At 50.5% G+C, this 26581-nt stretch carries 22 protein-coding genes; 14 read left to right on the top strand and 8 right to left on the bottom strand.

The window, feature by feature from the left end:
• Positions 1-26: 26 nt before the first annotated feature.
• On the bottom strand, positions 27-1010 hold the full coding sequence (locus E2566_RS10720; protein ID WP_107169682.1) for an arabinose ABC transporter substrate-binding protein: 984 nt from the start codon (positions 1008-1010) through the stop codon (positions 27-29).
• A gap of 374 nt (positions 1011-1384) precedes the next feature.
• On the opposite strand from E2566_RS10720, the gene E2566_RS10715 reads away from it, so the two are divergent.
• The 11 genes from E2566_RS10715 (at position 1385) to dtpA (ending at position 13899) form a co-directional block, all read left to right on the top strand.
• Positions 1385-3070 carry a ribulokinase gene (locus E2566_RS10715; protein ID WP_107169485.1) on the top strand — a complete coding sequence of 562 codons (1686 nt, stop codon included), beginning with the start codon at positions 1385-1387 and terminating at the stop codon, positions 3068-3070.
• A gap of 36 nt (positions 3071-3106) precedes the next feature.
• Positions 3107-4612, top strand: coding sequence for an L-arabinose isomerase (gene araA, locus E2566_RS10710; RefSeq protein WP_107169484.1), 1506 nt, complete (start codon positions 3107-3109; stop codon positions 4610-4612).
• 239 nt (positions 4613-4851) lie between these two features.
• Complete coding sequence (gene ydgT, locus E2566_RS10705; protein WP_107169483.1) at positions 4852-5067, top strand: transcription modulator YdgT; 216 nt, start codon at positions 4852-4854, stop codon at positions 5065-5067.
• A gap of 226 nt (positions 5068-5293) precedes the next feature.
• Positions 5294-5875, top strand: coding sequence for an electron transport complex subunit RsxA (gene rsxA, locus E2566_RS10700; RefSeq protein WP_107169482.1), 582 nt, complete (start codon positions 5294-5296; stop codon positions 5873-5875).
• Positions 5875-6453, top strand: a complete 579-nt coding sequence (gene rsxB / locus E2566_RS10695) for an electron transport complex subunit RsxB (protein ID WP_107169481.1) — start codon at positions 5875-5877, stop codon at positions 6451-6453. The genes rsxA and rsxB overlap by 1 nt, the downstream gene beginning before the upstream one ends.
• Complete coding sequence (gene rsxC / locus E2566_RS10690) at positions 6446-8680, top strand: electron transport complex subunit RsxC (protein WP_168444502.1); 2235 nt, start codon at positions 6446-6448, stop codon at positions 8678-8680. The genes rsxB and rsxC overlap by 8 nt, the downstream gene beginning before the upstream one ends.
• The gene (gene rsxD / locus E2566_RS10685; protein ID WP_107170388.1) at positions 8681-9736 is read left to right on the top strand and encodes an electron transport complex subunit RsxD; all 1056 of its coding nucleotides are present in this window, start codon (positions 8681-8683) and stop codon (positions 9734-9736) included.
• Positions 9737-9747: 11 nt separating this feature from the next.
• On the top strand, positions 9748-10377 hold the full coding sequence (gene rsxG, locus E2566_RS10680) for an electron transport complex subunit RsxG (RefSeq protein WP_107170389.1): 630 nt from the start codon (positions 9748-9750) through the stop codon (positions 10375-10377).
• A complete protein-coding gene (locus E2566_RS10675) occupies positions 10374-11081 on the top strand; it encodes an electron transport complex subunit E (protein WP_107170390.1) in 708 nt (235 codons plus the stop codon). Before rsxG ends, E2566_RS10675 begins: the two co-directional genes overlap by 4 nt.
• Positions 11078-11713, top strand: coding sequence for an endonuclease III (nth, locus tag E2566_RS10670; RefSeq protein WP_107170391.1), 636 nt, complete (start codon positions 11078-11080; stop codon positions 11711-11713). Before E2566_RS10675 ends, nth begins: the two co-directional genes overlap by 4 nt.
• 668 nt (positions 11714-12381) lie before the next feature.
• On the top strand, positions 12382-13899 hold the full coding sequence (dtpA, locus tag E2566_RS10665; RefSeq protein ID WP_107170392.1) for a dipeptide/tripeptide permease DtpA: 1518 nt from the start codon (positions 12382-12384) through the stop codon (positions 13897-13899).
• 120 nt (positions 13900-14019) lie between these two features.
• Here the strand turns inward: dtpA and cysB are convergent, their stop codons facing one another.
• Both cysB and topA read right to left on the bottom strand, forming a co-directional pair.
• Positions 14020-14994 carry an HTH-type transcriptional regulator CysB gene (gene cysB / locus E2566_RS10660; protein ID WP_010295182.1) on the bottom strand — a complete coding sequence of 325 codons (975 nt, stop codon included), beginning with the start codon at positions 14992-14994 and terminating at the stop codon, positions 14020-14022.
• A 581-nt stretch (positions 14995-15575) separates the two neighbouring features.
• On the bottom strand, positions 15576-18176 hold the full coding sequence (gene topA, locus E2566_RS10655) for a type I DNA topoisomerase (RefSeq protein ID WP_107170394.1): 2601 nt from the start codon (positions 18174-18176) through the stop codon (positions 15576-15578).
• Between the two features lie 325 nt (positions 18177-18501).
• Here topA and E2566_RS10650 point away from each other — a divergent pair, with 325 nt between their 5' ends.
• Positions 18502-18771, top strand: coding sequence for a YciN family protein (locus E2566_RS10650; protein ID WP_107170395.1), 270 nt, complete (start codon positions 18502-18504; stop codon positions 18769-18771).
• 55 nt (positions 18772-18826) lie between these two features.
• Here E2566_RS10650 and sohB read toward each other — a convergent pair whose 3' ends face one another.
• Complete coding sequence (gene sohB, locus E2566_RS10645) at positions 18827-19873, bottom strand: protease SohB (protein WP_107170418.1); 1047 nt, start codon at positions 19871-19873, stop codon at positions 18827-18829.
• A 352-nt stretch (positions 19874-20225) separates the two neighbouring features.
• Here sohB and E2566_RS10640 point away from each other — a divergent pair, with 352 nt between their 5' ends.
• Both E2566_RS10640 and cobO read left to right on the top strand, forming a co-directional pair.
• Positions 20226-20987, top strand: coding sequence for a YciK family oxidoreductase (locus E2566_RS10640; RefSeq protein WP_107170419.1), 762 nt, complete (start codon positions 20226-20228; stop codon positions 20985-20987).
• 19 nt (positions 20988-21006) lie between these two features.
• A complete protein-coding gene (gene cobO, locus E2566_RS10635) occupies positions 21007-21597 on the top strand; it encodes a cob(I)yrinic acid a,c-diamide adenosyltransferase (protein ID WP_107170396.1) in 591 nt (196 codons plus the stop codon).
• A gap of 59 nt (positions 21598-21656) precedes the next feature.
• Here the strand turns inward: cobO and rluB are convergent, their stop codons facing one another.
• From rluB to E2566_RS10615, 4 genes are all read right to left on the bottom strand, one after another.
• The gene (gene rluB / locus E2566_RS10630; RefSeq protein ID WP_107170397.1) at positions 21657-22541 is read right to left on the bottom strand and encodes a 23S rRNA pseudouridine(2605) synthase RluB; all 885 of its coding nucleotides are present in this window, start codon (positions 22539-22541) and stop codon (positions 21657-21659) included.
• A gap of 161 nt (positions 22542-22702) precedes the next feature.
• Positions 22703-23323, bottom strand: coding sequence for an L-threonylcarbamoyladenylate synthase (locus E2566_RS10625; protein ID WP_014699930.1), 621 nt, complete (start codon positions 23321-23323; stop codon positions 22703-22705).
• A gap of 141 nt (positions 23324-23464) precedes the next feature.
• On the bottom strand, positions 23465-24349 hold the full coding sequence (rnm, locus tag E2566_RS10620; RefSeq protein WP_165800670.1) for an RNase RNM: 885 nt from the start codon (positions 24347-24349) through the stop codon (positions 23465-23467).
• Positions 24350-24452: 103 nt separating this feature from the next.
• Positions 24453-26291 (bottom strand): glycosyltransferase family 2 protein, encoded by a 1839-nt coding sequence (locus E2566_RS10615; protein ID WP_107170398.1) that lies wholly within the window; start codon positions 26289-26291, stop codon positions 24453-24455.
• Positions 26292-26581: the final 290 nt, after the last annotated feature.

Below are 26581 nucleotides of genomic sequence, written 5' to 3'. Positions count from 1 at the left end.
CCGCGTCTTTACGAAATCAGGCGTGATTACATCAGGCCTTTTTTCTCCAGTTCGACCTTAAAGTTGTCACGCGTGATCAGCACCACGTCTGTCACTTCGGTGAATTTCTCCGGTTCTACGCCTTTGGTTACCCAGTCATTCAGCATCTGGATACTCTTGTAGCCGTGAATATCCGGGCTTGGCAGCAGTGAACCAAAGAAGCCCGTTGCCTGACCTTTGGACAGTTCGCTCACCGCATCCACGCCGTTGATGCCAATACCAATGACGTTTTCCGCTTTAAAGCCCTGTCCTTCCGTTGCACGAACGCCACCCAACACGGTGTTGTCGTTCATACCGATAATCAGCCAGTTTTTCACGCCGGGATGCTGAACCAGCATAGAGTTGGCAGCGTCAAACGCGCCGGGGATATCGTTAGATTTGGTGGGGACCCGATAGATCTGTTTTTCTGGGAAGCCAGCGGCCTTCAGCGCATCCATAGAGCCAGAAGTACGACGGCGCGCGGTGTCCAGCTCATCAGCGGTAATCGCCATCACCGCTGTTTCATCCACTTTCCAGCCACGCTTGTTCATCTCTTTATACAGTTCCTGACCCTGGCGCTCACCAATTTTGGTCGCCGCCATCATCACCAACGGTACCGTATCCATCGGTTGACCTTTGGCATTCACGAACTGGTCATCAACCGCAATCACCTTAAGATTGTAGCTGCGCGCCTTGGCCATAATGGCAGGCCCTAATTTCGGATCGGGCGTACAAATAACAAATCCTTTCGCCCCGCTGGCCGCCAGGCTATCAATCGCATTCAGGGTTTTTTCCCCATCAGGCACCGCAATTTTTATCACATCAAAACCAAGATCTTTTCCTGCCTTATCAGCGAATTTCCATTCGGTCTGGAACCAGGGTTCTTCCGGCTGCTTAACCAGAAATCCCAGCTTTAAGTTCTCTGCCATAGCTGATTGTGACATAACAGCGGCTAACCCGATTGCTGCCAGCGCCTTAGTGAATTTATGCATGATGTTCTCCGGTGTCATTATCTTTTCATTCGCCAGCGACGCTGAAACGAATTCGAGTTCCTGGTAAGGGTATTTCCGGTCTGGATAAAGGAAAAACACAGACTTAGCGCGATTCCTTTACTCAGTAGCATTCAGACGCTTTATGTTTTAGTCGTTATTTTTAGTCCGAATATAGAGCTTTATCACATCCCGGAACAATGACAGGTTTGTGCATACATTTAGCAATTTTAACCAATCATTAACCTTTGACGGGCTTCACAAAATGGCTGCTGGCGACAGAAAAATACATACTTCCAGCTAACCGCTCCTAACCGCCCCTCCCTATCCCTGCCTATCGTAAACATCAACGATCTGGGATTAATGAGGAGCAAAGCATGAGCGCGGGCGCTATTACGATTGGTCTCGACTTCGGCAGTGATTCGGTACGCGCCTTAGCCGTTGACTGCCAAAGCGGGAAAGAATTGGAAACAGAAGTGGTCTACTACCCCCGCTGGCGTGAGGGTAAATATTGTCAGCCTGCCAACAATCAGTTCCGACACCATCCGCTGGACTATATCGAATCGCTGGAGCAGGCGATTAAAGTCGTGGTTTCCCGTCTGACGGATGAGCAGCGACAAAGCATCATCGGTATTGGCGTGGACTCAACGGGATCAACACCCGCACCGATTGACGAACACGGTCAGATTTTGGCGCTGCGCCCCGAGTTTGCCAACAATCCCAATGCGATGTTCGTGCTGTGGAAAGACCATACGGCAATAGAAGAAGCGGATGCCATTAACGCACTGTGCCGCAGCGGTCAGTTCCCCGATTACACCCGCTATATTGGTGGCGTTTACTCATCAGAATGGTTCTGGGCCAAAATCCTGCATGTATCGCGCGAAGATGCAGCGGTGCGTCAGGCGGCCGTTTCCTGGATAGAGCTGTGCGACTGGGTACCCGCCCTGCTTTCCGGTACACAAGCCCCTGCCGACATTCGTCGTGGCCGGTGCAGCGCCGGACATAAATCACTCTGGCACCCGAGTTGGGGCGGACTTCCCCCGAAAGATTTCTTACACGCGCTCGATCCTTGCCTGACAGAGACATTGCAGTACCCACTGTTTACCGAGACCTGGACCGCTGAACAACCTGTTGGCACCATCACCGCAGAGTGGGCACAGCGGCTCGGCATCCCCGAAACGGTCACGCTTGCAGGCGGCGCGTTTGACTGTCACGTCGGCACAGTCGGCGCGGGCGCACAGCCTTATACGTTGGTCAAAGTGATTGGCACGTCCACCTGCGACATTCTGATCGCGGATGAAGACCGTATTGCCGATCGCACCATCGCTGGCATCTGTGGACAGGTCGACGGCAGCGTCGTCCCCCATTATATCGGCCTTGAAGCTGGACAATCCGCCTTCGGCGACATGTACGCCTGGTTTGGCAGACTGCTGGGCTGGTCGTTACAAGAAGCTGTAAAAGACCACCCGGAACTTAAATCATACCTACAGGCGGTGGAAGCCAAGCTGTTGGAGCGGCTCACCCGTAATTGGGCGGAAAATCCCACGTTGGATCACCTGCCTATCGTGCTGGATTGGTTTAACGGCCGCAGAACACCGTTCGCTAACCAGCGCTTAAAAGGCGTGATTACCGATCTCAATCTGGGCACCGATGCCCCGACACTATTCGGCGGTTTTATTGCTGCTACCGCTTTTGGCGCGCGCGCGATTATGGAGTGTTTTGAAGATCAGGGCGTCCCTGTCGAAAACGTGCTGGCACTGGGCGGCATCGCGCGGAAATCGCCCGTCATCATGCAGGTCTGTACCGATGTAATGAATCGCCCCTTACAGATCGTTGCGTCCGATCAGTGTTGTGCACTCGGCGCGGCGATCTTTGCCGCCGTCGCCGCTGGCGTTCACGGCGATATTCCAACCGCACAACAGCATATGGCCAGCGGCATAGAACGCACCTTAATGCCTGATAGTCAGCGCGTCGCACGTTATCAGCAGCTTTATGAACGCTATCAGCAGTGGTGCCGCCTTGCGGAACCGGCTTATAGCCCCGCGTCTACGGCAAAAAACTAATTTTATCCCTCTGGGGATCACGTTACAGGAGTCATCATGGATCATTTTAAGCAGCTTGAAGTCTGGTTCGTCATCGGTAGCCAGCATCTCTATGGGCCGGAAACGTTGCGTCAGGTAAAAGAGAATGCGGAAAAAGTCGTCGCGGGATTGAATCAGCAGGCCAACCTACCGGTTAAGCTGGTGCTGAAGCCACTGGTAAAAACGCCGGATGAAATTCTGGCACTGTGTCGCGATGCCAACTATCAGGATAACTGCATCGGCCTGCTCACTTGGCTGCACACCTTCTCTCCGGCAAAAATGTGGATTGGTGGCCTAAGCGTACTCAGTAAACCGCTGCTGCAATTCCATACCCAGTTTAATGCCGAAGTGCCATGGGACACCATGGACATGGATTTCATGAACCTAAACCAAACCGCACACGGCGGGCGCGAATTTGGCTTCATCGGCGCCCGGATGCGGCAGGCGCATCAGGTGGTGGTCGGCCACTGGCAGGATAAGAATGCGCATGCCCGTATTGGGAAATGGATGCGGGTTGCTGCCGCACTTCAGGAAAGCAAGCAGCTGAAAGTCGCGCGATTTGGTGACAACATGCGCGAAGTCGCCGTCACCGAAGGCGATAAAGTCGGCGCGCAGATTCAGTTCGGCTACGCCGTCAGCGCCTGGGGACTCGGTGATTTAACTGCCGTGGTTGATGCCGTTTCCAAAGGCGATATTGATACGTTGGTCGAAGAATACGAAGCCAGCTATCAGTTGACGGACGCCGTGAAACTCAACGGGGCAAATCGTCAGAATCTGCTGGATGCCGCCCAGATCGAACTTGGGATGAAGCGCTTTCTGGAACAAGGCGGTTATCACGCGTTCACCACTGATTTTGAAAACCTGTACGGTTTGAAACAGCTACCGGGACTGGCGGTACAGCGTCTAATGCAGCAAGGCTATGGTTTCGGCGGTGAAGGTGACTGGAAAACCGCAGCGCTACTGCGCATCATGAAAGTGATGGCTGGCGGTTTGCCGGGCGGTACCTCCTTCATGGAGGACTACACCTATAACTTCCAGAACGGTAACGATCTGGTCGTCGGCTCCCACATGCTGGAAGTGTGCCCTTCCATTGCAAAAGAGCAGAAACCGATTTTGGATGCGCAACACCTTGGGATTGGCGGAAAAGCCGATCCTGCCCGTCTGATATTCTCCACGCCAGCCGGCCCCTCTCTCAACGCCAGCGTGATCGACATGGGCGATCGTTTCAGGATGTTGGTTAATCTGGTCGACACCATCGAGCAGCCGCGTCCATTGCCAAAATTACCGGTTGCCCGCGCTATCTGGAAAGCACAACCGTCGCTGGAAGTGGCGGCAGAAGCCTGGATTCTGGCAGGTGGTGCGCACCATACGGTCTTTAGTCAGGCATTGGATCTCGACCACATGCGGCTCTACGCCGAGATGCAGAACATTGAACTGCTGGTGATCGACAACGAAACTCGACTCCACGAATTCAAAGATGCGCTGCGCTGGAACGAGGTGTACTACAAACTTTGTAGCCGCTAGTTTTACGCATTGAGACAGGTTGTCTATGGTTCTTTCATCCGTAGACAATCTGCTCCTTTATAGGCATTCATCGCTCCTACTCTCCAAAGTCGTCTTATTTTTCTCTCAATTCGTTATTTTTTATTTCCAGTCGTTTGTTATTGAAAAATAAGCGTACTTTTTACCTCGCCCTCTAGACAGACTTTCTCGCTTGAATATACTTAGTCATCTCAACCACATAACTATTAGATCAACTCACCATGACCGTTCATGATTACTTGCTCAAATTCAGGAAAGTCAGCTCAACAGAAAGTCTGGAAAAACTCTTTGATCACCTCAATTACTCTCTGACAGAGAGTCAGGAAATCATCAACATGTATCGTGCAGCCGATCATCGGCGGGCTGAATTAGCCTCCGGCGGGCGCTTATTCGATGTCGGCTGCGTGCCAAAATCCGTCTGGCGTTATGTTCTGTAGCGATAAATTGTTATCTGCGAAAAAAAGAATAATTATGCAATAATTCCTTTCCGGGCTATAGCTCAGAACGCACCGCGTGTTGCTGTCTGATAGTCCGGCATTTCTCTTATTCAGAGAACCTGATCTTCCGCTTCTTGAAGAGGACAGCGATAACCCTACTTTGGGTATGTTGTCGAAAACCCAACAATACCTGATAATAGTCTGGTTTTGTTTTGTAGGCACCGTAATGACCGAATACGCATTGCTCTTTGTTAGCATCCTTCTGGTAAATAATTTCGTCTTAGTGAAGTTTCTTGGGCTGTGCCCCTTTATGGGCGTGTCCAAAAAGCTGGAGACGGCAATTGGCATGGGCATGGCGACCACATTTGTGATGACTGTCGGCTCCATGTTTTCCTGGTTGGTTAACGAATTTATCCTCGTTCCGCTCGATATTCTCTATTTACGCACCATGGCGTTTATTCTGGTGCTCGCCGTTGTGGTGCAGTTCTCCGAGATGTTTGTACGTAAAGTCAGTCCTGATTTGTACCGCCTGCTCGGGATTTTCCTGCCGTTGATCACCACCAACTGTGCCGTGCTTGGCGTTGTCTTGCTCAACATCAACTTGTCGCACGGCTTCCTGCAATCGACGATTTATGGTTTCGGCGGTGCTGCGGGCTTCTCACTGGTGATGGTGCTCTTCGCCGCCATTCGCGAGCGCCTCGCCGTGTCGGACATTCCCGCACCGTTCCGAGGCTCTTCTATCGCGCTGATCACCGCAGGCCTCATGTCGCTGGCATTTATGGGCTTTACCGGATTGGTGAAATTCTGATGACCGCTATCTGGATCGCCATTGCGGCATTAAGCGCACTCGCGCTGGCATTCGGTTTGGTGCTTGGCTACGCCTCGCGTCGTTTTGAAGTCGAAAACGATCCGATCGTGGAAGAAGTGGAAGCGATGCTGCCACAAAGTCAGTGTGGTCAGTGCGGCTACCCCGGCTGCCGCCCTTACGCCGAAGCGGTCGCGCTGAATGGCGAAAGCATTAATAAATGTGGCCCCGGTGGCGAAGCGATGATGTTGAAGCTGGCTGAAAAGCTCAACGTTGACCCGCAGCCGCTGGAAGGTGATGCGGATGTTCAATCCCCTGCACGCCATGTTGCCTGGATCGATGAAAGCAACTGCATCGGCTGTACCAAGTGTATTCAGGCGTGTCCGGTTGATGCCATCATCGGCAGCACTAAAGCGGTACACACCGTCGTCAGCGATTTATGCACCGGTTGTGATCTCTGTGTCTCCCCTTGCCCAACGGACTGTATCGAATTACGGCCCATCGCTCCGACTCCCGCTAACTGGAAATGGGATCTTGACACGATTCCAGTACGCGTTATTCAAGTAGAACGACATGCTTAAGCTGTTTTCCGCCTTTAGAAAAGACAGGATCTGGGATTTCGACGGAGGTATTCATCCGCCAGAAATGAAGACGCAGTCCAGCCAGACGCCGTTACGCCATATCTCGCTGCCAGAACAGTTCATTATTCCGCTCAAGCAACATCTTGGACCGGAAGGCGAAATCTGCGTCAGCGTCGGCGATAAGGTGCTGCGCGGCCAGCCGCTGACGCGGGGAAAAGGCAGAACACTGCCCGTTCACGCACCCACATCAGGAACGGTGAACGCGATCCGCCAACACACTACGGCGCATCCTTCTGGCCTGTCAGAACTCAGTATCATTATCATACCGGACGGTGAAGATCGCTGGTGTGAGCGTCAGACCTATGCGGATTACCGTGCGCAAAGCATCGATACCCTACTTGCCCATCTCCATCAGGCGGGTATTGCGGGTTTGGGCGGTGCAGGCTTCCCTACCGCAGCTAAATTACAGGGCGGGATGCGCGGGATTGAAACCCTGATTATTAACGGCGCAGAATGCGAACCCTATATTACCGCCGACGATCGGCTCATGCAGGAGTGTGCCGATGAGATTATTCAGGGCATCGAGATTCTGTCGTTCCTGTTGCAACCCACGCGTATTTTGATTGGCGTTGAAGACAACAAGCCAGAAGCCATCAACGCTCTGCGGCAAGCTTTGGGTAAACGCAGCGACATGCAGTTGCGTGTCATCCCCACCAAGTATCCGTCAGGTGGTGCCAAGCAGCTCACCAAGATTTTGACCGGCAAAGAAGTCCCGTTCGGTAAACACTCCGCCGCAATTGGCGTACTCATGCAAAACGTCGGCACGGCGTTCGCCATCAAACGCGCCGTGATTGACGGCGAGCCGCTCACAGAGCGCGTGGTGACGCTGACTGGCGAAGCATTGCGCCAGCCTGGGAACGTGTGGGCGCGATTGGGGACACCCGTGCGCCATCTGCTCAAACAGGGTGGCTTCCATGTTAATAAGCAGCCGATGGTGGTGATGGGCGGCCCGTTGATGGGCTTTACGCTGCCGTCGCTGGACGTACCCATCGTCAAAATCAGCAACTGCCTGCTCGCGCCGTCACATTCGGAAATGGAGCCCGTTGCCGAAGAACAATCCTGTATTCGCTGTAGCAAATGTGCCGATGCCTGTCCGGCAGGGCTTTTACCGCAGCAGTTGTACTGGTTCAGTCGCGGACAGGAGCACGAAAAAGCCCGCAACCATCATCTATTCGATTGTATCGAATGTGGTGCTTGCGCTTACGTCTGCCCCAGCAATATCCCGCTGGTACAGTACTATCGTCAGGAAAAGGCCGAAATTCGGGCCATCGACGAAGACGCACAGCGTGCCGCACAGGCCAAAGTACGTTTTGATGCCAAACAGGCTCGTCTGGAGCGGGAAAAAGCCGCGCGCGAACTGCGCCACAAACAGGCTGCCGCTGGCGTCTCCACCAGTGACAAAGATGCCGTTCAGGCCGCGCTGGAACGTGTACGCCGTAAACAAACCGCAGAAACCGAAATCGGTGCTCCTATCGCGGTAATCCCCGATACACAACCGGATAACAGTGCAGCCATCGCCGCACGTGCCGCACGCAAAGCATTAGTGCGTGAAGAACGGGCGCGCGAGACACAAGCGCAACAGGACACATCAACAGCAGACGCGACACCTGATGAGCGTGATCCACGTAAAGCCGCCGTAGCCGCTGCCCTTGCGCGAGTTAAAGCCCGCAAAGCCGCGCAGCAGTCCGAGTTAAATACGGCAGAGTCGGTATCATCAGTCGCTCCCGAATCAACAGCGGAGCCGATTGCGGTCGTCGAAGCGCAAGAGCCGGAAGATCCCCGTAAGGCCGCCGTTGCCGCTGCCATTGCTCGCGTCAAAGCCCGTAAAGCCGCGCAGCAGCCTGCGACAAACACAGAAACAGTTGCACCTGTTGTTTCCAATGCAACAGCGGAGCCGATTGCGGTCGTTGAAGCGCAAGAGCCGGAAGATCCCCGTAAAGCCGCCGTTGCCGCTGCCATTGCTCGCGTCAAAGCCCGTAAAGCCGCGCAGCAGCCTGCGACAAACACAGAAACAGTTGCACCTGTTGTTTCCAATGCAACAGCGGAGCCGATTGCGGTCGTTGAAGCGCAAGAGCCGGAAGATCCCCGTAAAGCCGCCGTTGCCGCTGCCATTGCTCGCGTCAAAGCCCGTAAAGCCGCGCAGGCATCGTCATATCAAGAGGAATAAATGGCTTTTAGAATTGCGAGTTCACCGTTTACACATAACCAGCAACGCACACAGCGCATTATGCTGTTGGTTATTCTGGCCTGCCTGCCGGGTATGCTGGCGCAGGTCTATTTCTTTGGTTACGGCAACCTGATTCAGGTCGGGCTGGCGTCGGCCACCGCGCTGATTGCTGAAGGTGTGACACTGTCACTGAGGAAGTTTGCGGTACGTACTACACTGGCTGACAATTCTGCATTATTGACCGCCGTGCTGCTCGGCATCAGTCTGCCACCACTTGCACCCTGGTGGATGGTGGTGATGGCAACCGTCTTCGCTATCATTATCGCTAAACAGCTGTATGGTGGTTTAGGGCAAAACCCTTTTAACCCCGCGATGATTGGCTATGTGGTGCTGTTGATCTCTTTCCCGGTCCAGATGACGAGCTGGCTGCCTCCCACACCGCTGCAAACCATTCCGCTCAATTTCCATGATGCGCTCATCATCATTTTCACCGGACACACGCCTGACGGATACACCATGCAGCAGTTGATGCACAATGTTGATGGCGTGAGCCAGGCCACCCCGCTGGATACGTTTAAAACCAGTCTACGCTCCGGGCAAACACCGCAGGACATTCTGCAACAGCCGATGTTTGCACAGTCGCTATCGGGTATTGGCTGGCAGTGGGTGAATATTGGTTTTCTCATCGGCGGGCTGTTCTTGCTGATGCGCGGCACCATTCGCTGGCATATTCCGGTCAGTTTTCTTCTGTCGCTGATGTTTTGCGCCTCACTCAGTTGGATCATCGCGCCGGAGAAATTTGCCCCACCGATGTTACATCTGTTATCCGGTGCTACCATGCTTGGCGCGTTTTTCATCGCCACCGATCCCGTTACGGCCTCAACGACAAACCGTGGCCGTCTGCTTTTCGGGGCGTTGATTGGATTACTGGTGTGGCTGATTCGTACCTACGGCGGCTACCCGGACGGCATAGCCTTTGCCGTTCTACTGGCGAACATTACTGTGCCCCTGATCGACTATTACACTAAGCCACGCGCTTACGGCCACCATCGCTGAGGAGACGCCCCATGATGACAACCATGCGCCGCCACGCGACAACCCTGGCGCTATTTGCCGCTGCCACCACCGCCGTCACTGCCGTGGTGAATATGTTAACGGAACCGACAATCTCCCATCAGGCGATGTTGCAGCAAAAGATGCTGTTAGATCAGGTGGTTCCCGCCGAGTTATACAACAGCGACATGCAGAAAGAGTGTTACATTGTCACTAATTCAGCGCTCGGTTCGTCAGCACCGCACCGTGTATTCATCGCCCGCCAGAATGGTGAGCCGGTCGCCGCCGCGCTAGAAAGTACCGCGCCAGATGGCTATTCTGGTGCTATTCAACTGCTAGTTGGCGCCGATTTTCATGGCAAGGTACTCGGCGTTCGCGTAACCGAGCATCATGAAACACCGGGGCTGGGTGATAAAATCGAAGTGCGTATCTCTGACTGGATCACGCGGTTTAATGGGTTAATGGTACAAGGCGAGCATGACGCACGCTGGGCGGTGAAGAAAGAAGGCGGAATGTTTGATCAATTTACCGGAGCCACCATTACGCCGCGCGCCGTCATTAACAGCGTAAAACGCAGCGCCCTTTACCTGCAAACGCTGCCGTCACAAATCAACACGCTGTCCGCCTGTGGAGAGAATCAATGAGTCAAACCAAAGCGCTTTTCATCGACGGGTTATGGAAGAACAACTCAGCTCTGGTTCAATTACTTGGCCTGTGCCCCCTTCTGGCTGTGTCATCTACAGCAACTAACGCGCTGGGACTCGGCCTGGCAACGACATTGGTTCTCACCTGTACCAACATGGCTGTCTCCGCGCTGCGCCGTTGGGTGCCAGCGGAAATCCGTATTCCGATTTACGTGATGATCATTGCCTCGGTGGTCAGTACCGTGCAAATGCTGATCAATGCCTATGCTTACGGTTTATATCAATCGCTGGGGATTTTTATTCCGCTGATCGTGACGAACTGTATCGTTATCGGGCGCGCAGAAGCCTTTGCCTCTAAAAATGCTGTACTCCCTTCCGCCATCGATGGGCTGGCAATGGGCCTGGGGGCAACCAGCGCATTGGTAGTGCTTGGTTCTTTGCGTGAAATCCTGGGCAACGGCACGCTGTTCGACGGCGCGGATCTGCTATTGGGCAGTTGGGCTAAAGCCCTCCGCATTGAGGTTGTCCACCTCGATTCCCCTTTTCTGCTGGCGATGTTGCCACCCGGTGCCTTTATCGGTTTAGGGTTACTATTGGCCGCGAAATATTTAATTGATGAGAGAATGAAACAACGCCGAGCGCGTGCCGTTGCCGCCGAAGGGAAAGTGTCACCAGCAACCGATGCCGTAGAGGGATCGCTGTGAATAAAGCCAAACGGACTGAGATCTTAACGCGTTTACGCGACAACAATCCCCATCCAACGACTGAGTTAAATTTCAGCACGCCATTTGAACTGCTCATCGCCGTACTGCTTTCTGCACAGGCAACCGACGTCAGCGTGAACAAGGCAACCGCAAAGCTCTATCCTGTCGCCAACACGCCCGAAGCTCTACTAGAACTCGGCGTAGACGGCGTTAAGAGCTATATAAAGACGATCGGCCTGTTTAACAGCAAAGCGGAAAATGTTATCAAGACCTGTCGCCTATTGCTGGAAAAGCACCAGGGACAGGTTCCTGAAGATCGCGCGGCGTTGGAAGCCTTACCCGGCGTAGGACGAAAAACGGCAAACGTTGTTTTGAATACCGCGTTTGGCTGGCCGACAATTGCTGTTGATACCCACATCTTTCGCGTCAGTAACCGTACGGGATTCGCTCCGGGTAAAAATGTCGAACAGGTAGAGGAAAAACTGCTGAAAGTCGTTCCGGCAGAATTTAAAGTCGACTGCCACCACTGGTTAATCCTGCATGGTCGTTACACCTGCATCGCCCGCAAACCGCGCTGCGGCTCCTGCCTGATTGAAGATTTATGTGAATTTGGCGAAAAGGTCGACGCCTAATCGGTTGTGGCCTGATGGGACTCCCATCATCAGGCCTTCCTCTCTATTATTCCACGCGCTATCTTGCTGTTAACTCTCTCACCATCAGAATAAACCACACGTGCTCTGTTCCTCATCACTTAGACAACCGCGTTCTCTCTGGCAGATACCCAACCTAAAAACCTGTATAAAAACACAAGTAACCACTATTTAAGGCTAATAAGTTATTTTTAATAGAAAATTTAGTGATTGAAAGTCACGTATAGTTATTATACCGATATTTATCTTATTGCATGCCGTTGATGCATTTTTACACTCACTGCATATTTAGTAATATGCAAAAGATTAAACCGCATATTCATTCATAGTTAATGATATTGTCTTGATTTTAATCGAAAGGCAGATTATATCCCTTTAACAAAAAAACAAACACATAAAAGCAAGATAATCATTTGAAGCAAAAGCAAGTTATGAAATTAAACTCTGCATAAAATTTAATTTATGGTTTTATCCCGCTACAAAACCCACTTGTAACAAAACATGTCAAATGACTTGTCTGTCCGTAAAATAACGTCAATATAGCGCCGTTTTCCTCCCCATAATTAATCAAAAGAGGTCGCAGTTTCACTGTCTCACTCTTGTTATTTTCTCGTTAAAAAAAAGCGAGATAGGTAAAATCAGAGGTCTTTGTGTCAACAGCAAACAACAACAGCGAATCCACTGAAAGCGTCAGCATGAACGCCTTCAAACAACCAAAAGCGTTTTATCTCATCTTTAGTATCGAATTGTGGGAGCGTTTTGGTTACTACGGTCTGCAAGGCATTATGGCGGTTTATCTGGTCAAAATGCTGGGCATGTCCGAAACCGACTCTATCACCCTATTTTCCTCGTTCAGCGCGTTGGTATACGGTTTCGTCGCCATTGGCGGCTGGCTGGGCGACAAAGTCCTCGGTACCAAACGTGTCATCGTGCTGGGAGCCATCGTGTTGGCATTCGGCTACGCCATGATTTCCTACTCGGGACATAGCGTGACATGGGTCTATATCGGTATGGCAACCATTGCTGTCGGTAACGGGCTGTTTAAGGCTAACCCATCAGCTCTGCTGTCTACCTGCTACGCGAAAGACGATCCGCGTCTGGATGGCGCCTTCACCATGTATTACATGTCGGTGAACATCGGTTCTTTCTTTTCTATGTTGGCTACCCCAGTACTTGCCGCACACTATGGCTGGAGCGTTGCTTTCTCCCTGAGCGTGGTCGGTATGATTCTTACGCTGGTCAACTTCATGTTCTGTCGTAAGTGGGTCAGCGCACAGGGTTCTCAGCCAGATTTTCAGCCGATTAATTTGCAGAAGCTCGCCATCACCCTCGTGGGCATCGTTGCGCTGGTCACCCTCTCCACCTGGCTATTACACAATCAGGGCGTTGCCCGTTGGATTTTGACCATTATTTCGATCGCCGTTGTCGCTATCTTCATCAAAGAGATGCTGGCGGTGAAAGGTGCAGAGCGTCGGAAGATGATCGTAGCACTTCTGCTGATGCTGGAAGCCGTGGTCTTCTTTGTGTTGTACAACCAAATGCCCACATCGCTGAACTTCTTTGCCATCCGCAACGTTGAGCACTCAATTTTAGGCTTTGCCTTTGAGCCAGAGCAGTATCAGGCGCTCAACCCATTCTGGATCATGGTTGCTAGCCCGATTCTGGCTGCGGTTTACAATAAAATGGGTGACCAACTGCCGATGGCGCACAAGTTTGCGATTGGTATGGTGCTGTGCTCCGGCGCGTTTCTGGTGCTGCCGTGGGGCGCTAGCATGGCCGACGAACAGGGTATTGTGTCCGTTAACTGGCTGATCCTCTGCTATGGTCTGCAAAGTATCGGGGAGTTAATGATTTCCGGTCTGGGCCTGGCGATGGTTGCTCAGTTAGTCCCACAGCGTCTGATGGGCTTCATTATGGGTGCCTGGTTCCTCACGTCAGCCGGTGCCGCGATTATGGCCGGCTACGTCGCCAACATGATGGCCGTACCTGAGAACGTCGTAGACCCACACGCTTCCCTTGAGATTTATAGCAATGTCTTCATGCAGATTGGCATCGTCACGGGTATTATCGCCGTTCTGATGCTGCTGACCGCGCCGAAACTGACGCGTATGACTCAGGATGTCGCCGACGCGCCTGCGGATGCCGTCACTACAACAGCCTCCGCCTGATAACCCGCCGAAGCACGTCACGCAAATGAGAGTGTGACGTGTTATTGGTGAAGCATTGAATGATAAAAAGCCAGACACTGTCTGGCTTTTTTGCGTTGATTCATCCGTTCTGAATGACGTTTACTTCACTGGCAGCGTAACATCTTTAAACATGGCTTCAATTTCATCATTCGAACGCAGCGCCACGGCAGAATCGACCACATCTCGTGTCAAATGCGGGGCAAAACGCTGAATGAAATCGTACATGTAGCTACGCAGGAACGTACTGCGACGGAAGCCGATTTTCGTCGTGCTGTAGCTGAAGATGCTGTTTGCGTTGATGGTTACCAGATCGGTTTCCGTTTGCGGATCGACCGCCATGTTGGCAATCACCCCAACTCCTAGCCCCAAACGCACGTAGGTCTTAATCACATCGGCATCTGTTGCGGTAAAGACGATGCGCGGCGTGAGACCCGCTCGGTTAAATGCCGTATCCAGCTCTGAACGCCCCGTAAAGCCAAAGGTATAGGTGACGATGGGATAAGCGGCCAGTTCTTCGATAGAAATGTCTGTTTTAGACGCCAGCGGGTGATCGGGTTTTACCACCACTGCGCGATTCCAGTGGTAGCACGGCAGCATGATCAGATCGTCGTACAAATGCAGGGCTTCAGTCGCAATCGCAAAATCCGCCGACCCTTTCGCTACGGCCTCGGCAATCTGCGTCGGCGAGCCCTGATGCATGTGCAGTGACACGCGAGGGTAACGATCGATAAAGCCTTTGATTACGCTTGGCAACGCGTAGCGAGCCTGCGTATGGGTCGTCGCGACGTACAGCGACCCTTTATCGGGATAGGTATGCTCTCCGGCAACCGCTTTGATGGCATCGACTTTCGACAACACTTCACGTGCAATGCGGATGACTTCCTGTCCAGCGGGTGTCACCTGTGTCAGGTGTTTTCCACTACGGGCAAAAATCTGAATGCCCAACTCATCCTCCAGCATGCGGACCTGTTTACTGATCCCCGGCTGGGAGGTGTACAACCCTTCTGCGGTAGAAGACACATTCAGGTTGTGATTAACAACTTCAACAATATAACGAAGCTGTTGTAGTTTCATAATTTATCCCATTCCCAATTGAAGTGTGCGCGTAGCATCTCACGACGTTCTAACGACGTTCCGTTTTATACCCGTAATACTTCAAGCTGCATGTGCGTTGGCTACGTTCAAATACTCGGCCCATCGTGGGCCTCGCCCTGAAGGGCCGCTGCAAGCAGCGTTCAAATCTGCTCCCGGCAGATTTGTCACCCGAATCACTTACCTGTGTCAGCTCATCGGGATTCCCTCTCTTGCCGCCTTCCTGCAACTCGAATTATTTGGGATATATTGACCTTGATTACGCCTTAATCGTCTGGCGCATATTTCCATCAATTAATGTCATTTAATCATAAAAACTATTTTTATATAACCATATTTACATGATTAGCGCGATAAAGAACGCAGCGCGTGCGATTATCACCGAGGTAAACCGCATGATTCTCTATCACGGATCAACAATCCTTACGCTACCGCAAGACTATCCTCATATACCTGTTTTAGCAGGATATTTTTTAAGATAAAAAAAGCCAGCCTCGCGGCTGGCTCGATTTGGCTATTTTTGACGCACAAACACAGCGGTGCATCAGGGTGACAGAAAGGGATTACTTCTTCCCTTCAACCCATTTCCCGTCAATATAAAACGCCGACCAGCCCGTTGCCTTGCCGTCTTTTTCTGACGAGACATATTGCTGTTTGGTCTTACGGCTGAAACGCACCTGCGTTTTATTACCATCTTTATCGACCACCGGCGCCTCGGCCAAATAGCGCAGTTTTTCTGGCAAACGATCTTTAAATCGCACCAGTTCTTCTACTAGTGGTGCCCGCGTTTCACGAGATTTCGGGAACGTATTGGCGGCAAGGAACACCCCTGCTGCACCGTCGCGCAATACGAAATACGCATCGGACTTCTCACAAGGCAGCTCAGGCAGCGGCACGGGATCTTCTTTCGGTGGCGCAACATCGCCATTACGCAGGATCTTACGCGTGTTACTGCACGTTTCGCCGGTGCACGCCATGTATTTACCGAAGCGCCCCATTTTGAGATGCATTTCGGAACCACATTTCTCACACTCAACGATCGGACCATCATAGCCTTTGATGCGGAATTCGCCCGCTTCGATCTCATAGCCATCACAGGCTGGATTATTCCCGCAAACATGCAGTTTACGCTGATTATCAATCAGGTAGCTGTCCATCGCCGTACCACATTTTCCACAGCGACGACGAGCACGCAGCGCATTAGTTTCGGCCTCATCACCTTCTAACACGTTCAGCACTTCAGTTTCTGGTATCAGATTGATCGTGGTTTTACAGCGCTCTTTCGGCGACAGTGCATAGCCAGAACAGCCCAGAAACACCCCAGTACTGGCGGTACGAATTCCCATCTGACGAGAGCAGGTCGGGCAGTCAATGCTGGTCAACACCATCGCATTGGGGCGCATACCGCCTTCTTCAGGGTCCTGTTCTGCCTTTTCCAACTGCTGGCTAAATTCGTCGAAGAATTCATCCAGCACGGCTTTCCATTCCGCCTGATTATTAGCAACCTGATCGAGACGGCTTTCCATCCGCGCGGTGAAATCGTAGTTCATCAATTCACGGAAGTTTTCTTCCAGGCGATCGGTAACGATTTCCCCCATTTTCTCAGCGTAGAAACGGCGATTTTCCACCCGTACATAGCCGCGATCCTGAATGGTTGAAATAATTGAAGCGTAGGTTGAAGGGCGACCAATACCGCGTTTTTCCAGCTCTTTAACCAGAGAAGCATCGCTGTAACGTGCCGGCGGTTTGGTGAAGTGTTGCCCTGGCAGCAGTTTCTGTAACGATAGCGCTTCGCCCACCGCCACACTCGGCAATGTACGATCTTCATCATTTTTACGCAGCGCGGGCATAACTTTCGTCCAGCCATCAAAACGCAGCGTACGGCCTTTGGCACGCAGTTGATAATCTGCCGCTTCCACGATTAGCGTGGTGGAGTCGTATTGCGCTGGCGTCATTTGACAGGCGACGAACTGACGCCAAATCAGCTGATACAGCTTCTGCGCATCGGCTTCCATATCTTTCAGGTTGTCAGCCAACACACCCACATCAGAAGGCCGAATGGCTTCGTGCGCTTCCTGCGAATTTTCTTTGCTGCTGTAGACGGTTGCCGCCTCTGGCAGATAGCGCTTGCCGAATTCTTCGCTGATATAACCACGCACCATCGTCAATGCATCCTGACTGAGGTTCGTGGAGTCGGTACGCATATAGGTAATGTAGCCCGCTTCGTACAGACGCTGCGCCATCATCATGGTCTTTTTCACACCAAAACCGAGGCGTGTGCTGGCAGCTTGTTGCAGCGTTGATGTGATGAACGGCGCACCGGGTTTGCTGCTGGTCGGTTTATCTTCACGGTCAGCAACCACATAGCGTGCGTTTTCAAGCAGGCTGACCGCCGCATGCGTTTGATCTTTATTAACGGGCTTAAACGGTTTGCCGTTGTGGTGCGTTACCTGCATTTGCAGTTGAATATCGCTGCCCGCCAGCAAGTCGGCGTGCAATTCCCAATATTCTTCCGGCACGAACGCTTTAATTTCACGCTCGCGATCGACAATCAGACGCACCGCAACCGACTGCACGCGTCCGGCAGACAGGCCACGCGCAATTTTTTTCCACAACAGTGGGGAAACCATGTAACCCACTACGCGATCCATAAACCGACGCGCCTGCTGTGCATTAACCCGGTCAATATTCAACGTGTCTGGTTTTTCAAACGCCTGCGTAATGGCATTTTTCGTGATTTCGTTAAACACCACGCGACTGAAACGCCGATCGTCACCACCAATGATTTCCCGCAGGTGCCAGGCAATGGCTTCCCCTTCGCGGTCAAGGTCGGTTGCGAGATAGATGTGGTCAGCATTTTCCGCCAGTGTTTTTAGTTCGGAGACAACCTTCTCCTTACCCGGCAGTATTTCGTAGTTAGCCTTCCAACCATGATAAGGATCGACGCCCATACGATTAACCAGCGCAGATTTTTCATCCTTTTTGACTTTCTTTTTCGTTTTATCTTTAGTCGCTGAGTCCGCGCTCTTTTTACTGACTGAGCCACTCGTCGGCAAATCGCGCACATGACCGACGCTGGATTTCACCACGTAGTCATTGCCTAAATACTTATTAATCGTTTTGGCTTTTGCCGGGGACTCGACGATAACGAGAGCTTTACCCATATGTACTATTACCTGCTGAATTCTTCTGAAAATCAGATATTTTTCGGGGCATCCAGAGCGGATTCTACTGACTGCGCAAAATCCCACACTCTACCTGATAAATACTGCCACGCAACCTAATTAGCATGGGGACGCTGTTTTATCCGCTTCCTGCCACACTGAATATCGGCAGGTAAGCCCCTAAAATGTAGCCTATTTGTCTCATAATCTGCGCTTTACGCTGAAACCGTATCGCAGTACCCTTTCTCTCGATGCAGTTTTGGAACAAGCGTTGTTGATATAGTGTAATTCCCCCTTTTTCAAGGGACGTACAGGAGTAGCAATCATGTCACCTGAATATCAGGTTAACGAAGAAAAACGTCCGATTAGCCGCCAGAACTTATTAGTTGAAGCCAATGACATCATTAAACACCACGATGATTACTTGCATGGCATGGTCGCAGATAGCGTAGAACAAAAAAACGGCGTATTGGTTTTTCGCGGTGAGTTTTTTCTCGATGCGAACGGAATTCCGACGTTAAAAAGCACCGCTGTATTTAACATGTTCAAACACCTTGCACATGTTTTATCCGAAAAATATTACTTGGTCGATTAATGTAAATGCCCGCAAAGTCGCGGGCATTTTATCGTGTCGCGCTTTACTACCGCGACTAAAGCAGAGGCTTTGAACCACGCTGCCACCAACGTAGCATCAGGCGTTCTGCGGTATCGCCCGCGCTACCCGTCAGGCGATCCAGCAGGCGTTTACGGCGCGTATAGCGCACGCTTAATACTTCATGATTCGCCATTTCGGCGATGAGCAGATCGTCACTGGTGCCGATCGCATCTATCAATCCCAACTCTTTCGCCTGCGTGCCAAACCAGTGCTCGCCCGTCGCGACTGAATCAATATCCAACGATGGACGCATTTGCTGCACAAAGTCTTTAAACAGCGTGTGCGTGACATTCAGATCTTCACGGAATTTCTCACGACCTTGCTCCGTATTCTCACCAAACAACGTCAACGTACGTTTGAATTCACCGGCAGTATGTAACTCAACATCGATATCTTTGTTTTTCAGCAAACGGTGGAAATTGGGGATTTGCGCTACAACACCAATAGATCCCACAATAGCAAAAGGAGCCGCGACAATACGATCGGCCACGCAGGCCATCATATATCCGCCACTGGCCGCGACTTTATCTACGGATACTGTCAAACGTACGCCACCTTGGCGCAGACGTTGTAATTGCGACGCGGCCAGCCCATAGCCGTGTACCACACCACCAGGACTTTCCAAACGCAGTAACACTTCGTCTTTCGGCTTCGCTACCGCGAGCACGGCAGAAATTTCTTCACGCAGCGAACTGACTTCACCTGCATCCATACTGCCGTTGAAATCGAGAACGTACAGGCACGGTTTTACACTTTTCTCTTCGCCACGTTTGGCACGCTGTTTATCTTGCTTCGCCGTTTCTTTTTCTTTCTTTTTTTCTTGTTTAGATAACAGCTTGCGCTCAGTGTCGCTCATACAGGCTGTCTGCATTTCACGCTGCATTTCCTGATATTGCTCGCCCAGATTCGTGACCTGCAACTCACCTTTATGCGGGCGCTTACGCTGTGTCATCCCGAATGCCAGAACGACTAACGCACCAATAGCCACCACAATGGTGAGCACCTTCGCCAGGAATAAACCGTACAGAGAAAGTAATTCCACAAACACCGTCCTCATTGACTGAGCATTAATTAATATTGGCTAACCAGCCAACTATAGCGCTGACGTCACGCGCCATTCCCTTCCTATAACCTAACTGATGGCACACAATATGGCGATGTTATTCCTGTGGTTTCTCTATCTATTGCCGATTTTTACAACAGTACAGGGACAAATAGAGGCAGTCTCATTGAAAACCTGCAACATTTGAGGCATAACACCCCCATCCACCCTGCCCGGATACGCCTTCATCTGACGTTCCGAGTTGCGCGCCCTATCTCGTCGCGCCGATAGTCGATGGCAGGTCTATTATCTGAAGCGTGGCGGCTCTGCGCCACGGCAAGAGGAATTTATTGTGCATTACCAGCCTAAAACTGATTTACTGCAAAATCGCATCATTCTGGTCACTGGTGCGGGTGACGGCATAGGCCGTGAAGCCGCGCTGACCTACGCCCGCTATGGCGCTCACGTCATCTTATTGGGGCGGACAGAAAGTAAACTACAGGCGGTTAAGCAGCAAATAGAGCAGGAACACGGTACGACGGCACACGTCGTTGTCTGCGATATGTTGGCCTTATCCTCTGCGCAGTGCTTTCAGTTGGCGGATGAACTGGCGCAGGTTATACCGCATCTGGATGGCGTCCTCCATAACGCCGGATTGCTTGGGGAAATCGTCCCTGTCGTACAACAAACGCCTGAGACCTGGCATCAGGTTATGCAGGTCAACGTTAACGCAACCTTTATGTTGACGCAGGCGCTGCTGCCGCTGTTACTGAAATCTCCCTGTTCCTCTCTGGTTTTCACCAGTTCCAGCGTCGGCCGCGAAGGTCGCGCCAATTGGGGAGCCTATTCCGTATCCAAGTTCGCAACGGAAGGTTTAATGCAGGTACTGGCCGATGAATATCGTTCGCACAATCTGCGGGTGAACTGTATTAATCCCGGCGGAACGCGTACGGGTATGCGTGCGTCAGCGTTCCCCAACGAAGATCCGATGAAGCTGAAGACGCCGGCAGATATTATGCCGCTGTATCTCTACCTGATGGGCGATGATAGCCGCCGTAAGACGGGGATGAGTTTTGATGCTCAGCCGGGCAGAAAAGCCGGTCCAGCCGAATAACAAGAGAAGAGCACGCACGATGAGCGATGAACGCCACCAACAACGCCAGCAACGCCTGAAAGAAAAGGTCGATGCCCGCATTGCCGCCGCGAATGAAACGCGCGGCATCTTGATTGTTTTCACTGGTAATGGGAAAGGGAAAACGACAGCAGCGTTTGGGACCGTCACACGGGCGATAGGCCACGGATTGCGGGCTGGCGTGATTCAATTTATTAAAGGTGAATGGCCAAACGGCGAAAAAAACCTGCTGCAACAGCATGGCGTGGAATTTCAGGTCATGGCGACCGGTTTTACCTGGGAGACGCAAAATCGCCAGACGGATACCGAAGCAGCACAGAACGTCTGGCTGGCGGGTAAACGCATGCTGGCCGACCCACAGCTTGACCTCGTAGTCTTAGATGAGCTGACGTATATGGTTAGCTACGATTATCTGGATTTAAGTGACGTTGTCACGGCATTAACGCAGCGCCCTGCTGGACAGACCGTCATTATTACCGGCCGCGGTTGCCATCGTGAATTGCTGGAAATGGCCGATACCGTGACAGAGATGCGCCCAGTAAAGCATGCGTTTGATAGCGGGATTCAGGCACAGCAGGGAATTGATTGGTAAACCTGCTATTAGCGATCGCGGGCAACGAAGACTGCCCGCGAAGCGTATGGAGAAAAAGACTAGCCGTTGCGTTTTGGCTTTGGCGATGTGCGACGTGCCGGAGCACTGTTAATCTGGCTGTGACGTTTTACCGCACGGCGGATCTGGTTCGCTTTCACCCGACGGCGCTCACGCTCAACCGGCAGTTTCGATACGGTTTCTACCGGAAGCTGCACTAACTCACGCAGATAGTTCAGCTGTTCAAGCGGCATTTCTGCCCAGCCACCGCGTGGAATACCTTTTGGCAAGGTAATATCGCCGTAACGCACGCGAATCAGGCGGCTCACCTGCACGCCAACGGCTTCCCACAGACGGCGAACTTCACGATTACGCCCTTCTGTCAGCGTCACGTTATACCACTGGTTCAAACCTTCACCACCCTGATAGCGGATAGTGCGGAACGAGGCCGGGCCGTCTTCCAACTGTACGCCTTTGCTCAGTTGCTTGATCTTTTCGTCATCAACCTCACCGAAGACCCGCACGGCATATTCACGCTCAACCTCACGGCTGGGGTGCATCAGGCGATTGGCCAGTTCACCGTCGGTCGTGAACAGTAGCAGACCGGAGGTGTTCACATCCAGACGCCCTACGGCAACCCAACGGGAGCCCTGAATTCTCGGCAAACGGTCAAACACCGTTGGACGCCCATCAGGATCGTTGCGGGTGCACAGCTCGCCTTCTGGTTTGTAATACACCAGTACGCGGCACACGGTTTCTTCGGTTTCCTTAACGGTAACCACATGACCATCAATACGGATTTTGGTGGCTTTTGTCACTTCAACGCGATCGCCCAGTGTGGCAACCTTGCCGTCAACGCTGACGCGTCCAGCCTGAATGATACCTTCAATTTCGCGGCGTGAGCCATGTCCGGCGCGCGCCAGAACTTTTTGTAACTTTTCGCTCATTGAGCAACCTCTAGTGTCGCCTTCCCAGGCGTCGGGGGGAGTCATAACTGCGTATAAAATTCAGCAAGTTACGTAAAAATCATACCTAATATTCAATGCTGGCGCGATTATACCGATCTTCGCGCCATTTGTATTCTCATTGTTACCACTCGTCGCTGCACTTATAAGAACGGCGTAACATCACCGGTGCCTTCACGAGCGACGCGTGGCACAGATTCGGTCAGGTCGATAACCGTCGTAGGCTGTTGACCCAGAGAACCACCGTGGATAATCAAATCTACCAATTTTCCCAATTCTTCCTGAATTTCTTCTGGATCGGATTCGGCGAAATCATTTCCCGGCAGCATCAGCGTCGTCGACATCAACGGTTCATTCAGCGCGGCCAGCAAATCCAGTGCAATAGGATTAGACGGCACGCGCAGGCCGATTGTTTTACGTTTTTCATTCATTAAGCGACGGGGCACCTCTTTTGTCGCTTTCAGAATAAACGTGTAATTACCCGGCGTATTATTTTTAATCAACCGAAAAGCCGAGTTATCAACATGGGCATACGTCGATAGTTCGGACAAATCGCGACACATCAGCGTGAAGTTATGATCGCTACCCAGATCGCGAATCCGGCAGATACGTTCCAACGCGTTCTTTTCACCCAGCATACAACCCAACGCATAGCCGGAATCCGTTGGATAAACAATCACCCCGCCTTTATGCAAAAACTCCACCGATTGGTTGATTAATCGTGGTTGCGGATTCTGCGGATGAATATAGAAAAACTGACTCATGGCCTACCTCGTGCGTCTGACATTACGCGGCGTTACGCATCCCACACCGCGTCATAGTGCAATAGGGTTATTATAGAACGTGTCGGTGGTAAAAGATTGTTATTTCATGAAATAGCGATGCCATTACGCGGTAATGTTCAGCTAATTTGCCAATAATGGATGATGCCAAACTGGCTCGACGTCGGCAGGCAGCCATAGCTTACGCCCCAACTCAATCCAGGCGCAAGGCAGGTGGAAATCCGATCCTTGCGATGCCATCAGGTTGAAATCTCGCGCATAACAGGCAAGCTGTGTCCGTTCATCCGGCGCCTGTTGGCACTGCGCGACTTCCATTGCGAGCCCGCCGCTTTCTGCAAACATGGCTAGCAAACGTTTTAACCATTTGGCCGTCAGATCGTAGCGCCCTGGATGGGCTAACACGGGCACACCGCCGGACTGATGAATCGCCTCGATAGCTTGTGGGATGGTGCACCATTGCGGTGGCACGTAGCCGATTTTGCCTTTCGCCAGATATTTTTTGAACACCTGATTCATATTTGCCGCGATACCCAGTTCGATCAGATAACGCGCAAAATGCGCCCGTGTAATCTGCCCTCCCGTTGCCAGACGCTGCGCGCCAGCCAGCGCATCGGGAATGCGGGATTTTTCCAACCGGGCGGCGATCTGTTCCGCCCGACTCTGCCGGTTATCCGCCTGCTGTTGCAGCAATCCATTTAACGCGGGATGAGTGATATCCATCCCCAATCCGACAATATGAATCTCATGATTTTCCCACAGCGTGGAGATCTCCACGCCGGAAATCAGCCTCAGCGGCAACGCATGTTGTGCAATCGCATTCCGTGCTTCTTCAAGCCCTGCGGTCGTGTCGTGATCGGTAATAGCCAGCACACTTACCCGCATGTCTACTGCCCGATTGACCAACGCCGTCGGCGTTAAAAGGCCATCAGACGCCGTAGTATGGCTATGCAAATCATACAGTGGGAATGACGCTATCGATTGTGAATCTTCTGGCACAGGTCTATCCATTAACAAGAATCATGCGAAGGCCGCATGATGCCATTAATAGGAGGAAAAGGGTAATTCTCATCTATCTCTGCGTACCCTTTTCTCTGCTTTCCCTGCGAGATTTTTAAGGTGCTTCCAAGATACGCAAATTGTTTTCCAATAAAAAAGCCACAAACAACGCACACAGGAAACTTATCCCTTTAATAAAGCATGCAATACCTGTAAGGAAAACAAAATCATTATAGCCAGAATGATTTCCAGATAATAAAAAAAACGAATATAAGAAAAAAAAGCCACTCATTGTCACCTCTGTTTTTGATGCGTGCAAGGCACGTTTAATACTCTTCGAATTTTCAAATTTATTTGTCCTGTCCCATTTTATTGAAAGACCAAACAGAGATGAAATGACTCCGTAAATAAAAGTCCACTCTAACGCCCGAGCCATAATCCCATGATAAAAAACTGGAAGAAGTCTTGAGCAATTAAACATTCTAAAATAGGCCATTTTTTCAACAAAGGTGCTTATCAACATGCATAAAAAGAAAACAACCACTTCATAAGGCATAGATAAATACACATTTTCATTCAAGAGGAAAAAGCTCATCATCACCATAATATGAAGTGATACTAGCGAAAGAATGGGTTTAATTCTAGATGTGCTATGCCTAATTTCCATGATTCTTTGATTGAGGGTCATTTTATTTTCACTGGAAAAACCAAAGTACAGTCGCCAATGTTTAAGTAATTGTTGAACAGGTCCCGCAGTCCATCTGATTTGCTGTTTTTTCATATCAGAAAAAGTGGTGGGAATCAGTCCTCTTCCTACGGTATCGGCAAATACATAACCTATATATCCTTGCGCATGCATTCTCACTGCAAGCTCGGAATCCTCTGTCAATGCGGTTTCATCCCATCCTCCTACCTTCTCCAGTATATTTCTCCTCAAAATACACATCGTCCCGACGGTAAATGCAGCGTTAATTTCGGTATATGATGGCAGCTCTATTTTATGAAATAGTGTCCAAAAGTAATAGGCACCTTCCATAACATGGCTTGATTGATGATTATAGTAATCATGGCTAGTCTGAACAAAGCCGACGTTTTTATCTTTAAATATTCTGACATAACGTCGAATGAAATCTGGTTCAGTAATATAATCCGCATCAATAACAGCGATTAAGTCAGTATCAGAAGACGTAATTTTTAATGCGTAATTCAGCGCTCCAGCTTTTGCTCCTGCAAGTACAGGAATATGATAAAATCTGAATTTCTTACCCAACATGTCACAATGCTTTTTCACCGGTTTCCAGAGTGCTTCATCCTGAGTGTTATTATCTATGACGATAACTTCATAATTGTCATAATCTAATGCAAAAATACTATTAAGTGTATTAATTACTATTTCAGGCGATTCTGAATAACAAGGCAGGTGAATAGTGACTTTTGGTGAATAGACCTCACCACCATCCTGAATATGCGTCACTTTTTTATTTCGCTTAAAATTAAGATAAAACAAAGAGTTTTGAGAAAATGGGAAATAGTAAAATGAATAAATCGACGTTATTATCGAAAATGAAAAGATAGTAATAAAAATGGCCTGAAGATCATGTTCGACAAAAATCTCATAAAAAGAAAGTGCATAACTGAGCAGACATAAAAGCAACGTAGTACTAATTGCGGTAAGACCCGAACCGAACGAAGTTATCATTCCTGAGTATCTGAACCATGTGAAAGAGATCATACTGCCGACGAAGAACAGTACCAAAAAATAAATAAACGGCCACGATGACAGGGAAGATGCCGCCATAAATAGCAGAAAAAAGACCAGCATCAATACGTTGACATTAGCCTTCTCACCATAGTTTCCTTTTGAAAAAATATATAGTGACACAGATCTTATCATCACCAAAAAAGCCGCAACATATAAAACCCCGCCTCTATCAAGAGAAATAAATTCAAACATTAAAAATCCTATTAAAAAACATTTGAAATAATCAGGGAGTAATAATTCTCACAAAATAATATAGTGGCATCACAACGCCCTGGTAATTATAACCATCATAGTTAACTCATTATTAATATCTTATTCATCAAGTTATGATTAATGACAAATGATGACATTATTTTGATTATCTATGTCAAAAAAAAACTTCCACATATGACAATGCTTATCAATGACACTGCTTTGCCATTAAATGACATTTTTGATAAATTAAATTTGATCTCATGAAGTTACTTATTGGATGAGATAAA

Origin of the sequence: Pectobacterium punjabense, from assembly GCF_012427845.1 — a bacterium.
Lineage (GTDB): Bacteria > Pseudomonadota > Gammaproteobacteria > Enterobacterales > Enterobacteriaceae > Pectobacterium > Pectobacterium punjabense.
This window is presented reverse-complemented; position numbering and strand designations above follow the sequence as displayed.